Genomic DNA, 12,685 nt, shown 5'->3' with positions numbered 1-12,685 from the left:
ACAGGCGGTCAAGTGCTTGCGCATACTGGGCTTTTTCGTTCTTGCAATGGTCTTTTCAGACCCGTCACGTCTGAAAATCTCCATCCCTCCACACGTACTCGGACACCCAGGAGACACAGCCTCGGTGTACGGATGCGATGAGATAGGAAACTCCCGGTAGGAGCGGATGCCCGGCGGGGGCGGCCAGGGAGCGGTCCTCGCTCGAAAAAGTGGGAGGCCCGTCTACATGGGAGTGGAACACACTTACGACCTGCTCTCCCCGTGTTTCCGCCTGGACGCACACCGCCAGCCACTCCTCGGGGGAGAAGGCATAGGCGTGTACCGGGCGCGGGGACGCGTTGCGCAGGGGGCACACGCGCCAGGAGCCGTCCCCGGGAGCGTGGAGGATCACTCCGCAGCCCTCCAGCGGGTAGCACGACTCCAGGTGCTGGATGACTTCGCGACGGACCGCCTCCGGCCAGCGCGGATCCGACCAGGGCATCACGGCGAAGAAGGCTCGGCTCGCGAGGCGCAGCGCGAACACTGGCGTACGTCCATCTCCTCCAGCCCTCCCGGGGGCACCAACCAGCGGCCGCCCAGGGCCGGCTCCATGCCCAGCCGGAGACGTTGGAACACCATGGCCCCCAGCGTCCCGAGCGCCACGCCCAGCGCGCCATCCGGAGGCGGCCCCAGGTGCCGCACCGTTTCTCCGAAGCACCAGACGCAGCCCTTCGCGCCCCGGAACAGCACGCCGGCCCGAGCGCCATCGCCGCAGAGCGCCACCCAGGGGGCATCCCCGCTCCACGCCGTGGGCAGTTCCGCCAGCAGTCCGCCGCCATGCTCCGGATTCGCCGCGTCCGGGTTGAGCGCCGCCACCTCGCGGGCCAGCGTCACCGCCACGGGCTGACCCACGTCCGTCGCCGACATGAGGAAGCCTGGAGCCCATGGCCCCAGCGTCAGCGAGCCCACCCCGGCCACGGGTGATCCTCCTCCCGCCAGATACGCCGCCGCCGTCATCCCCGAAGCGCCCGTGGCGTCCACGCGCGCGCCGCTGGACAGGAGCGCTTCCTGGCCTCGACCGCCCACCTCGCGCAGGAGGATCTGCCGCGAGTAACGGAGGATCTGATCTTCACGCAGGGCCATGCGACGTCACCCTCCCGCCATCGCCGGGATGAGGGTGAGCCGATCCGCGTCCTTCACCGGTGTGTCCAACTCACGCAGGGCGCGGATGTCCTCCTCATTGAGGAAGACGTTGACGTAGCGCCGGACGGCGCCGCGCTCGTCCAGCAGGCGCGAGCCGATGCCGGGGTAGCGCGCGTCCAAATCCGTCAGCACCTCGCGCACGGTGGCGCCGGAGGCGCTGACCTCCGCCTGATTGCGCGTCAGCGTCCGCATCGTCGAGGGAATCCGAATCGTCGCCATGGCTCACTCACCTTCCCTGCTTGCGGAGCACCAATCGGTGCGTTCCATCGTCGCGCGACTCGAGGGAGACGACTTCATGCCCCTCCTCGCGCGCGCTGCGGGGAACGTTCTTCAGCGGCTCGGTGCCCCGGAGCAACACTTCCAGCAACGCCCCCGACTCCAGCGCCTCCAGGCGCAGCTTGGTGCGCACGTAGGTCATCGGGCAGACCTCGCGAGTGATGTCCAGCGTCGCCGTCACCTCGCTCATGGCCGTGTCTCCGCGCACCGACGAGCAGAGCGCTGTACCTGGAGAACATCGAGGACGCCCGACATCGCCGTCGCCGAGCTCATGGCCGTGCCTCCGCGCACCGACGAGCAGAGCGCTGTACCTGGAGAACATCGAGGAGGCCCGACATCACCGTCGCCGAGCTCACGGCCGTGCCTCCGCCCTCAGCGCGCGCATGCCGGGCCCTCCTCGGGGAACGTCGGAACAGAAGTGATGCGGCAGCCTGGACAGTCCTCGGCCCGCTCGACGCGCGTACGCCGTCCCAGCAGCGTGTTCCCATCCAGCACGTGCAGCGTGGCCTCACCTGGCACACGGCGCGCGGCGCCGGCCAGCAACTCCAGCACCAGCAGCGCCTGCACCGAACCCACCAGCCCCGCGAGCGAGCCGAGCACTCCCGCCTGCGCGCACGTGGGTACCGAATCTGGTGGAGGCGGCGATTCATAGAGGCAGCGCAGACAGGGCCCCTGGGGCTCCACCCGCATCGCCTGCCCCTGCATCCGCAGCACGCCTCCGTAGACGAGCGGGACGCCCGTGAGCACCGCCACGTCCGAGAGGAAGAACTTCGTCCCCACGCCATCGGTGGCATCAATGACGGCGTCATGCGCGCGGAACAGTCCCTCCACATTGTCCGCGTCCACGCGCTCCGGAAGCACGTCCGTCGTCAGCGCGGGGAAGGCCCGCATGAGCCCCGCCGCCGCGGACTCCGCCTTGTTGCGCCCCACGTCCTGCGCGCGGTGCCAGAGCTGCCGGGGCAGATTCGTCACGTCGACTCGGTCCGGGTCCGCCAGCGTCAGGTGGCCGACACCGGCCTGGGCCAGCGCCAGCGAGGCCGGGCAGCCAAGCCCGCCTGCTCCCACGACGAGCACCCGCGAGCGCTCGATGCGGGAGGCGTGGGGAATCCGGGGATGGTGGTGCTCTTCTGGGCCGTGCATCGATTGCTGCTCCGCGAGGGCGGATGCGAATAACGTGCGGGACCCTGCGTCGCACCTGTCAACAGTTGGGCGCAGGCGCCCTTTCCACAGCCAGGACATATGAGAAACCTGACCGGCGTGCTCGTCTTTTCCACCACCCTGCTGCTCGTCCACGGTTGCCACAAGAACACCGGCGAGGCCCAGGGCCCCGCGGACGCATCCCTGCCCGCGGCTGACGCCCAGGGCTCGAGCGAAGCGGCGAAGTTCCCCTCCGACAGTGGCCAGGCGCTCCATGAGGCCGCGCCCATCGGCTCCGAGAAGGCGACCGCCGACTCCGGCACGCTCGCGTCCGGGACGCCCGACGCGGCCACGCCTCCCCAGCGCACCCTCAAGGAGACCGGCACCCCCGAGGCTCACCGGGCCGCGCTCGAGTCCTGCGTGGACCGCTGGCTCAAGAAGCACAAGCTGGACGAGTACGGCAACGCCGAGGGCACCATGTACGCGGGCGGCACGCCCCTCTTCGACGAGCGCACCGGCGAATCCACGGACCGGCTGACCTACGTGTTCAACCACAAGCCCGAGGCCCGCAAGGTCTGCATGCAGCCCTCATCTCCCCGGTGACAACGCCGTCTCGCATGCCTCCCCGCCCGCCGGGGAGGTGGGCGAAGCACCCCAGGGATTCCCGCACACCCGGCGGCTCTCGTAAGCTGCCACCCAATGAATTCGAATCTCGCCCTCGGCGAGGAGACCCCGGCCAATGACCTCCGCGCGCGAGTGCGCGAGGTCCTCCTGCGCCGCAAGCTGACGGACAGCGTCTCCACGGAGCAGGCCACCGCGTCCTGGGAACAGGACCGGTTCGTCGCCCGGGCCCGCGCCCTCTTCTATGCGCGAATGATGTTCCTCACGCTGGGATTGCTCATCCTGGCGGTGCCCACCTGGAGCGGCTACTTCGGTCTCACCGGAGCCTTCTCCTTCCTGGGCTACTTCACGATGCTGCTCTACAGCGTCGCGAACCTGCTCGTCATCGACCACCCGAAGGCCGGCCGCTGGGTGACGTACACCACGCTGTGCCTGGACCTGGTCATCCTCGTGGTGCTCATCGCCAAGCCCGTGGTGGGAGGTGGCCTCCAGAGCCCCCTGCTGGCCACGCAGCTGCTCTTCACCACCCTCTTCTCCATCCTCTACCCCAAGCCGCTCGCCATCCTGCCGCCACTGCTGGCGCTGCCGATCACCACGCGGCTGGACCTGCTCCTCAACCGCTCAGTGACGGCGGTGGAGCTGCTCACGCTGCTCTGGTACCTGGCGCTCAACTTCATCATCGTCTACGTGCTCGTGTACCTGAACGAGCGCGAGGCCGCCGCGCACCGCGAGGTCGTGGCCCTCCAGGGAGACCTCAAGGAGCTGGCCGTGGTGGAGGAGCGCAACCGGCTGGCGCGCGAGATTCACGACGGCCTGGGCGCCTCGCTCTCGTCGATGATCATCCAGGCGGAGTACATCCTGAACCTCGCGAACGAGGACGGACTGCGCTCGGAGATTCGCGAGCTGAAGGCCACCGCCGAGGAGTCCATCGACGAGTTGCGCCGCAGCCTCCAGATGATGCGCGAGGACTTCGAGCTGTCGCAGGGCCTGGAGGACTACGCCAAGACGTTCCAGGAGCGCACGGGCCTGTCCATCCAGTTCGAGCGCACGGGCCCGCAGCGCAAGCTGTCCCCCGACACGCAGCTCGCCCTCTTCCGCATCCTCCAGGAGTGCCTCTCCAACGCGGTGAAACACGCCGAGGCGAAGCTCGTGCAGGTGAAGCTCGACTACGCCGAGGAGCACGTGCACCTCATCGTCCACGACAACGGCAAGGGCTTCGACCCGCAGCGCACCCCGCGCGGACACTACGGCCTGCTGAACATGCGCGAGCGCGCCATGAAGCTCGGCGGCCAGCTCATCGTGGATTCGTCACCGGGCTCGGGCGCCCAGGTGGCCTTCTCCCTCCCCAGCCCCCCGACATGACCGGAGCCCCCGTGGATGCCCCGCAGCCTCCTTCCACTCCCGCGCAGCCGCCCATCCGCGTCTTCGTCGTGGAAGACCAGACCAAGATCCTCAAGAACCAGCTGCGCCTCTTCGAGGGCCACCCGGAGATCGACATCGTCGGCACCGCGCTGTCCGGCGAGGCCGCCCTGGAGGAAGTCCCCCGCGTCATGCCCGACGTCCTGCTGCTGGACCTGGGCCTGCCCCGCATGAGCGGCATCGACGTGACGCGCGAAATCAAGGCCGTCTACCCGAAGATGGAGATCCTCATCTTCACCATCTTCGACGAGGAGGACAAAGTCCTCGAGGCCGTGAAGGCCGGGGCATCCGGTTACATGCTCAAGGGCTCGCCGGTCGACAAGATCATCGAGGCCATCAAGGAAGTCCGCGCGGGCGGCACCGTCATCCAGCCCAACCTCGCGCGCAGACTGCTGCGTCACTTCCGCGTCGACCCGGATGCCACGCCCATCCCTTCCGAGCCCGCGTCGCCCCCTCCCGCGGCCCCCACTCCCGCCGCGGCGAACCCCTCCCTTGAAGAGCCCCTGCTCAAGCCCCTGTCGGACCGCGAGCGTGAAATCCTCCAGCTCATCGCCAAGGGCGTCTCCAACAGCGAAGCCGCCCGCCTCCTCAGCCTCAGCAAGGCCACCATCCGCACCCACCTGGAGCACATCTACCGGAAGCTCGAGGTGACCAACCGCGTCGAGGCCGTCACCGAGGGCATCCGCAAGGGCCTCATTTCGGTGTGACGCGACATTTTCAAGCAGGGTCTAAGAACAGACATTCCCTGCTTTATCCCACTTAAGCCGCAACTCACGGACATGGGCACCGATAACCCTCTTGTACGAAGCCTTCCGCCTTCGGCGAGAGAAAGAGGCCCTCCATGCTCCAGGTCGGTACGCGCGGTTCGGATGTGACGCGGCTGCAGAAGACCCTGGCCAAGGCCGGTTACAACCCCGGCACGGCGGACGGAATCTACGGCGCGAAGACGAAGGCGGCGGTGACGGCCTACCAGAAGCAGCACGGGCTGAAGGCGGACGGCGTCGTGGGCAACAACACGGGCCGCTCCATCTTCAATTCGCGCAACCAGGACATGTGGGACGGCAAGCCGGATGGCACCAAGGGCCCCGGCGGCGTCCCGGGCAATTTCCCGGTGAACGGCACCAACCGCCAGAAGCTCGACTTCGCGTCGAACCTGGCCCGGCAGATGGGGCTCACCATCACCTCCACCACGGGTGGCCAGCACACGCCGGGCTCGTACCACTACAAGGGCCGCGCCATCGACGTGGCAGGCAGCCCGGCGAAGATGGCCGAGTACTACACGCGCCTTGCGGGCACGAAGCCCACCGAGCTGTTCTATGACCCGAAGGGCGGCATCAAGAACGGCACGCCCATTGGCGCCATCGGTGGCCACGGCGACCACGTGCACGTCGCGTACTGAGTCCCCGTCACTGTCGTGACACCTCCGGCCCGGTGGGAGCATGACTCCCGACCGGGCCTTCGTGTGTCAGGGCCTCGCCGCGCCCGCCGCTTCCACGACGAGGTCGGCGTAGCGGTTGGCCGGGTCCTCCGGCCGCGTGCCATCGCGGAAGTAGAACGTGTGTTCGTCCCACGCGTCGGGCCGCGCGTCGTTGGCGAACATCCACAGCGCGCCAGCGCCCACGCCTGATTTGCGCATGCACTCCAGCCAGCCGCGATACAGCGCGCGGCGCTGGGACAAATCCAGGGCCCCTTCGTTGCGCAGCCCCAGCTCGCCCACGAACAGTGGCTTGCCCAGCCCCCGGGCGATGTCCGCGTGCTCGCGAATCCACCGCGCTCCCGCCTCGGCCATGTCCGCGTCGTCCAGGCCCCAGGACTCCGGATAGAAGTGCACCGACGCGAAGTCGATGTACGGCGACGCGGTGTTGCGCGTGAAGCTGGAGCCGGGCGTGCGCAGCATCGTCGTGCCCGCGCGAGCCCAGAAGGCGCCGTCGTAACCCTCCGACGACGGCTCGAAGCCTTCCTCTCCCGTCCCTACCTGGTGGCCTGGCGCGCGGGACTTCACCTCGCGCGCCACCTCATCCACCCACGCCCGCATGCTCGCGCCCTCCGCGTCCAGGCCGCGGCCGCGAGGCTCGTTGAGCAGCTCCCACGCGAGCACCGCCGGATGGTCGCCATAGCGGATGCCATCCTCCGTGTTCACCCGCTCCAACATCCGCGCGATGTGCTCCTTGTAGAGCGCCACGACGACGGGGTCGGTGAAGAAGCGCGGGTCGCCCTGAATGGGAGAAGGCAGCCCCGCCCACGTCACATACTGGCGAGTGCCACCGTAGGCATCCCAGTAGTTGCCGAGCGTGAGCACCAGCCTGACGCCATGCACTCGCGCGCGGGCGAGCACCCGGTCCAACCCTCGCAGGGCGACCTCGTCGTACTGGAGCGGCCCCACCTGGATGGTGCTGTCGCCCACCTTCTCCGGCGCTTCGTTGTGGCCATTGGTCCGAAGCGCCACGGCGCCGAGCGCAGCCGTCTTGGCCAACACCTCCTCGACGATGGGTGACTCATGCAACCCACGGCGCACGTCGCGTGCGGCCTCCTCCTGGAGGAAATAGGAGTTGAGCACCATGCTGCCCACCGGCAGGCGCTCCAGGCGCAGGGGCTCGGCGCTCCCACAGTCGGCCGCCGCTGCCTCCAACATCACCGGCTCCCCTTCTCCACACGCGCACAGCAAGAGGACGGGCGCGAGGCAGGGACTCCAACGCGGCGAGAACATGGAGCGCATGGTAACGGATGGGCTAGGTTGATGCCCGACATGGAGCTCCGACTCGAAGGCGTGTCCAAGACGTACCCCAATGGAACGCGGGCGTTGCACGACGTCTCCCTCACCATTCCGCGCGGCATGTTCGGACTGCTCGGCCCCAACGGTGCCGGAAAGTCGACGCTCATGCGCAGCATCGCCACGCTGCAGGACGTCGACGGCGGAACGATGACGTTCGACGGCATCGACGTGCGCCGCGACAAGGACAAGCTGCGCGACGTGCTGGGTTTCCTGCCCCAGGACTTCGGCGTGTATCCCAAGGTGACGGCCTGGGACATGCTGGACCACCTCGCGCAGCTCAAGGGCCTGTCTCAGCGCGGCGCGCGCCATGACGCGGTGAAGGCGCTGCTCACCAAGACGAACCTGTGGGAGCACAGGGACCGCCGGCTCGGCGGCTTCTCCGGCGGCATGAAGCAGCGCTTCGGCATCGCCCAGGCGCTGCTGGGAGACCCCAAGCTGCTCATCGTCGACGAGCCCACCGCCGGCCTGGACCCGGCCGAGCGCTTCCGCTTCCACAACCTGCTCGCGGAGATCAGCGCGGACGTCGTGGTGCTCCTGTCCACGCACATCGTCTCGGACGTGGCGGACCTCTGCCAGAACATGGCCATCCTCGCCCAGGGCAACGTCGTGGCCAGCGGACACCCGCTGCGACTGGTGGACGCGCTCCAAGGGCGCGTGTGGAAGCGCTTCGTCACGAAGCAGGAGGAGCTGGACGCGTTGACGAAGGAGCTGGAGGTCATCGCGGTAAGGCGCGTAGCCGGCCAGCGGTTGGTGCACGTCCACGCGGAGAGCGCACCGGCGGGCTTCGAGCCCGCGAGCCCCGACCTGGAAGACGTCTACTTCCACGCGCTGTCGCGCGCGTCGAAGAAGGCGTGAGCGAGGACACCCCATGTTCAGCGCTCTCGTGACATTCGAATTGCGGCGCCGGGTCAAGATGCTCTCGACCTGGATCTACGCCGCCGTGCTGGCGGGCGCCGGCATGCTGTTGATGATGGCCACCGGCGGCGTCTTCCGCAGCGTCTCCGCCAGCTCCGGCTCCGAGCGCGTGCTGGCCAACAGCCCGCACACGCTCCTGGGCTTCACCACCACCATCGCCCTGTTCGGCCTCTTCATGGTCGCGGCCATCTTCGGACAGGCCGCGCACCAGGACTTCGGCCACGGGACGTGGATGCTCATCTTCACGAAGAACGTGAAGAAGACGCCGTACCTGCTCGGCCGCTTCCTGGGCGCGTACCTCTTCAGCGCCGGACTGATGCTGGCCATCATTCCCGGCCTGCTCGTGGGCGCCGGCGTCGTGTGGCTGGTCGACAAGACGCAGCTCGCGCCGCACCAGACCCTCGCCTACGTGTGGCCGTACCTGGTGGGCGTGTGGCCCACGCTGTTCTTCGCGGGCACGGTGTTCTTCTCATTGGCCGCGCTCACGCGCCGCATGGCCCCGGTGTACGTGGGCATGGTGGTGCTGGTGCTGGGCTACGTGGTCATCAGCTCCGCCATGTCGGACGTGGCCAACCAGGAGCTCGGCTCGCTGTTGGACCCGTTCGGGTTCACCACCATCGAGACGGTGACCCGGTACTGGACGCCCGCTGAGCGCAATCGGGACCTGATTCCGTTCACCGGCTGGCTGCTCATCAACCGGCTCGTGTGGAGCGCCGTGGGCGCCTTGCTGCTGGGCCTCACGGTGGCGCGCTTCCGGACCACCGTGGAGGAGCACAGTGGTGCTCGCCCCGCGGCACGCGAGGAGACGCCCGCCGTGCCCGTGGCCATCCCCACCACGCGGCCCGCGCCCACGTTCGGAAGCTGGGTGCGCACGGCCATGTCCTCCGCGTGGCTGGCGTTCCGCGACGTGCTGCGCTCGCCGGTGTACTGGTCCTTCGTGGTGGCGGGCCTGGCCTTCGTGACCATCGCCTCGCTGATCTCCAAGCAGATCTTCGGCACCGCCACCCTGCCCGTGACGTGGCAGGCGCTGGAGATGGCCACGTCCACCTTCCATCCCTTCGTGCTCATCACCCTGACGTTCTACGCGGGGGAGCTGGTGTGGAAGGAGCGGGACGCGGGCCTGGGTGACATCGTCGACGCGACGCGGGCTCCGACGTGGGTCGGCTACTCCGCGAAGTTCGGTGCGCTGCTGCTGGTGGTGCTGTCGCTCAAGGGCGTCGTCGCGCTCGCGACGGTCATCTCCCAGGTGAGCCGGGGCTTCTTCGACATCGAGTGGTGGCTGTACTTCACGGACATCCTGCTGCTCGACTTCACGCACAACATCCTCCTGTGCGTGCTGGCCTTCTTCGCGCAGGTGCTCATCCACCACAAGTACGCCGCGTACCTGGTCATGGTGCTCTACTTCGCCTCGCAGGCCGCGCTGGGGCTGCTCGGCATCGAGGAACCGCTGGTGCGTTATGGCTCGGAGCCCTCGGCGCCCTACTCGGACCTGAACGGCTATGGCCACTTCCTGGCCTCGGTCGCGTGGCACCGCCTGTACTGGTACGGCCTGGCCACGCTCATGGTGGCCGCGGGCGCGCTGCTCGTCGTTCGGGGACGTGGGACGGCCTGGAAGGAGCGGCTCGCTGAAGCGCGGGCCCGCCGCACTCCGGCCTGGACGGTGACCGCCATCCTCGCGGCGCTCGTGTTCGTGGGGACTGGCGCGTTCATCACCTACAACACGCGCATCCTCAATCCGTACGTCACGGCGAAGGACAGCGAGCGCGCGTTGGCTCGCTACGAGAAGGACTACAAGTCCTTCGCCGCCCTGCCCCATCCGCGCGTCACCGCGGTGGACGTCACCTTCCACATCCACCCGGAAGAGCGACGCATGGAGGCGCTGGGCACCTATCGCGTGCGCAACAAGACGGAGCAGCCCATCTCCCAGGTGCTCATGGAGCTGCCGCGCGACGCACGCGTGCGCAAGCTCTCCCTGGCGGGCGTGGACACCCCGGCGAAGCGCGACGAGTCGCTCGGCCTCTTCGTCTTCCAGTTGCCCACGCCGCTGGCTCCCGGCGGCGAGGCGGACCTGGTGTTCGACCTGGAGTACGCGCCGCGCGGCATGAGGCATGGCTCGACGCGCACGGACATCGTCGAGAACGGCACCTTCTTCAACAGCGGCAACCTCCCCACGCTGGGCTATCAGGAGGACGCGGAGCTGGTGGAGGACGGTGACCGCAAGGAGTACGGCCTCGCGCCCAAGGAGCGCCTGCCGGACCGGGATGACCCGAAGGCCAAGGCCAACAACTACATCACCCAGGACGCGGACTTCGTCAGCTTCCAGGCCACGGTGAGCACCTCGGCGGATCAGATCGCCATCGCCCCCGGCTACCTGGAGAAGGAGTGGACCGAGGGGAACCGGCGCTTCTTCCGCTACAAGATGGACCAGCCCATCCTCAAGTTCTACTCGGTGCTGTCCGCGCGCTACGCGGTGGCGCGCGACACGTGGAAGAACGTGGCGCTGGAGATCTACCACCACCCCACGCACGTCTATAACCTGGACCGGATGATGCGGGGGATGAAGGACACGCTGGAGTACTGCACGGAGAACTTCGGGCCGTACCAGCACCGGCAGGCCCGCATCCTGGAGTTCCCCCGCTACGGCGCCTTCGCGCAGTCCTTCCCCAACACGATTCCGTACTCGGAATCACTGGGCTTCATCGCCCGCGTGCGCGACGGCAGCCCCGATGACGTGGACTACCCGTACTACGTCACCGCGCACGAGATTGCCCATCAGTGGTGGGCCCACCAGGTGGTGGGCGCGCGCGCGCAGGGCAGCACGATGACGTCGGAGACGATGTCCCAGTACACCGCGCTGATGGTGATGAAGCACCGCTTCGGCGCGACGAAGATGAAGCGCTTCCTCAAGTTCGAGCTGGACGGCTACCTCATGGGCCGCGCACTGGAGCGGAAGAAGGAAGTGCCGCTGTCCCGGGTGGAGAACCAGATGTACATCCACTACCAGAAGGGCAGCCTCGCCATGTACGCGCTGCAGGACTTCATCGGCGAGGAGCGCGTCAACCGCGCCATGAAGCGCTACGTGGACAAGGTCCGCTTCCAGGGGCCGCCGTACACGGGCTCCGCGGAGCTGCTCGGCTTCCTGCGCGAGGAGACGCCGCCGGAGTATCAGTACCTCCTGGAAGACCTCTTCGAGACCATCACCCTCTACGACAACCGCGCGGTGTCCGCGACGATGCGGCAGAACACCCAGGGGACCTGGGACGTCACGCTCAAGGTCATCGCGAAGAAGTTCCGCAGCGACGACAAGGGCAACCAGACGGAGCTGGAGTTCTCCGACTGGATGGACGTGGGCGCGCTCGACAGCAACGGCGAGGCGCTGTTCCTGGAGAAGCGCAAGGTGGGCAAGGGGGAATCGGAGATCACCTTCACCGTGCCGGTGCAGCCGGCCGAGGTCGGCGTGGATCCCCTCAACAAGCTCATCGACCGCCAGTCACAGGACAACGTGACGGAGCCCAAGGTGGCCGCGACGCTCGCGCTGGGGAGCCCCACCCAGCCCTGAGCAACACCTCCGAGGGCTTCACCAGCGAATGCGCAGGTCGAAGCCCTCCGTCTCATACCGTTCGACGTCCACGGTGACACTCAGGGCGCCCGCCTGCTTCAGGGCGCCCTCGCACGTGCCGGCGGCGGCCTCCGCGGGGAACGGGTAGTCGCGGAACTTCACCCGATAGTCCTGGGGCGCGAGCAGCGCGGTCTGGATGTTCACCGGCTCGAACACGGAGCTGAAGCTGAGCGCCACGCGCTTCATCGCCCGCTCCGGCCCGGCCACCTTGAGGGCCATCCCCACCACGCGCCCCACCAGCGTGTCGAAGTACTGGCGGAGCAAATCCCGTCCCATCTCCCGCTGCGCCTGCTTGGACGCGAGCCCCCCATACGTCGTGCGCAGCACCAGCGCCTGACAGGCCAGGAACACGGAGCTGGGATAGCTGGCCCGGGGCTTGTCCACGTCGTAGCCCGCGGCGAGGAACTCGGCGCGCATGGCCGCGTCGGGATTCGCACAGCGGACCAGCGACTCGAACAACGTGGACTGGACTCTGACCTCGGTCGGCATGTGGGGCGACACCCTAGGGGAGCCGCGTCATCTGGTCATGACGCGGTGGTTCAAGACGTGGGCAGACCTTCGCCCCACCCTCGACCGACAGCAGCGAGGCCCCGCTCACTCGGCTCCCGAAGGCGCGCTAAACCCCTTCAGGGAAGTCGGGTTAGGGGCTGAGGGTTATGCCATGGAGGGGGGCGTCCATGGCGTGGCAGCCAAAGCACTGGACAGTGCAGCAGCTTGAGGAGCGGCGGCTTGCGGCCGGGAAA

The 12,685-nt window shown here is 68.1% G+C and carries 13 protein-coding genes; 6 read left to right on the top strand and 7 right to left on the bottom strand.

All coding sequences use genetic code 11. From position 1 onward, the window contains the following. Positions 1-64: 64 nt before the first annotated feature. The 5 genes from HUA76_RS37865 to HUA76_RS37845 all read right to left on the bottom strand — a co-directional run bounded on the left by HUA76_RS37865 (position 65) and on the right by HUA76_RS37845 (position 2,598). On the bottom strand, positions 65-481 hold the full coding sequence (locus HUA76_RS37865) for a Mov34/MPN/PAD-1 family protein (protein WP_174456621.1): 417 nt from the start codon (positions 479-481) through the stop codon (positions 65-67). Next, positions 481-1,122 (bottom strand): ThiF family adenylyltransferase, encoded by a 642-nt coding sequence (locus HUA76_RS37860; protein WP_174463633.1) that lies wholly within the window; start codon positions 1,120-1,122, stop codon positions 481-483. The genes HUA76_RS37865 and HUA76_RS37860 overlap by 1 nt, the downstream gene beginning before the upstream one ends. Before the next feature lie 6 nt (positions 1,123-1,128). Further along, positions 1,129-1,401: a MoaD/ThiS family protein gene (locus HUA76_RS37855; RefSeq protein WP_174456623.1), complete on the bottom strand. Its 273-nt coding sequence runs from the start codon at positions 1,399-1,401 to the stop codon at positions 1,129-1,131. Positions 1,402-1,408: 7 nt separating this feature from the next. After that, the gene (locus HUA76_RS37850; protein WP_174456624.1) at positions 1,409-1,648 is read right to left on the bottom strand and encodes a sulfurtransferase TusA family protein; all 240 of its coding nucleotides are present in this window, start codon (positions 1,646-1,648) and stop codon (positions 1,409-1,411) included. Between the two features lie 182 nt (positions 1,649-1,830). Continuing rightward, positions 1,831-2,598, bottom strand: a complete 768-nt coding sequence (locus HUA76_RS37845; protein WP_174463632.1) for a HesA/MoeB/ThiF family protein — start codon at positions 2,596-2,598, stop codon at positions 1,831-1,833. Positions 2,599-2,697: 99 nt separating this feature from the next. On the opposite strand from HUA76_RS37845, the gene HUA76_RS37840 reads away from it, so the two are divergent. From HUA76_RS37840 to HUA76_RS37825, 4 genes are all read left to right on the top strand, one after another. Next, positions 2,698-3,198 carry a hypothetical protein gene (locus HUA76_RS37840; RefSeq protein ID WP_174456626.1) on the top strand — a complete coding sequence of 167 codons (501 nt, stop codon included), beginning with the start codon at positions 2,698-2,700 and terminating at the stop codon, positions 3,196-3,198. A gap of 96 nt (positions 3,199-3,294) precedes the next feature. Then, the gene (locus HUA76_RS37835) at positions 3,295-4,578 is read left to right on the top strand and encodes a sensor histidine kinase (RefSeq protein WP_174456627.1); all 1,284 of its coding nucleotides are present in this window, start codon (positions 3,295-3,297) and stop codon (positions 4,576-4,578) included. Continuing rightward, positions 4,575-5,342, top strand: a complete 768-nt coding sequence (locus HUA76_RS37830; protein WP_174456628.1) for a response regulator transcription factor — start codon at positions 4,575-4,577, stop codon at positions 5,340-5,342. Before HUA76_RS37835 ends, HUA76_RS37830 begins: the two co-directional genes overlap by 4 nt. 134 nt (positions 5,343-5,476) lie before the next feature. After that, the gene (locus HUA76_RS37825; RefSeq protein WP_141645629.1) at positions 5,477-6,034 is read left to right on the top strand and encodes a peptidoglycan-binding protein; all 558 of its coding nucleotides are present in this window, start codon (positions 5,477-5,479) and stop codon (positions 6,032-6,034) included. 66 nt (positions 6,035-6,100) lie between these two features. On the opposite strand, the gene HUA76_RS37820 is transcribed toward HUA76_RS37825, so the two are convergent. Continuing rightward, a complete protein-coding gene (locus HUA76_RS37820) occupies positions 6,101-7,342 on the bottom strand; it encodes a cellulase family glycosylhydrolase (protein ID WP_141645628.1) in 1,242 nt (413 codons plus the stop codon). A gap of 39 nt (positions 7,343-7,381) precedes the next feature. Between HUA76_RS37820 and HUA76_RS37815 the strand changes: the two genes are divergently transcribed. Together HUA76_RS37815 and HUA76_RS37810 are read left to right on the top strand one after the other, a co-directional pair. Continuing rightward, complete coding sequence (locus HUA76_RS37815; RefSeq protein ID WP_141645627.1) at positions 7,382-8,263, top strand: ABC transporter ATP-binding protein; 882 nt, start codon at positions 7,382-7,384, stop codon at positions 8,261-8,263. A 13-nt stretch (positions 8,264-8,276) separates the two neighbouring features. Further along, positions 8,277-11,882, top strand: a complete 3,606-nt coding sequence (locus tag HUA76_RS37810) for a M1 family aminopeptidase (RefSeq protein WP_174463631.1) — start codon at positions 8,277-8,279, stop codon at positions 11,880-11,882. Between the two features lie 18 nt (positions 11,883-11,900). On the opposite strand, the gene HUA76_RS37805 is transcribed toward HUA76_RS37810, so the two are convergent. After that, positions 11,901-12,431, bottom strand: coding sequence for a DUF2378 family protein (locus HUA76_RS37805; protein ID WP_141645625.1), 531 nt, complete (start codon positions 12,429-12,431; stop codon positions 11,901-11,903). Positions 12,432-12,685 lie beyond the last annotated feature (254 nt).

This window comes from Myxococcus sp. CA056, from assembly GCF_013336715.1.
GTDB lineage: Bacteria > Myxococcota > Myxococcia > Myxococcales > Myxococcaceae > Myxococcus > Myxococcus llanfairpwllgwyngyllgogerychwyrndrobwllllantysiliogogogochensis.
The sequence above is the reverse complement of the archived record's forward strand: the minus strand, read 5'-3'. Positions and strand labels throughout refer to the sequence as shown.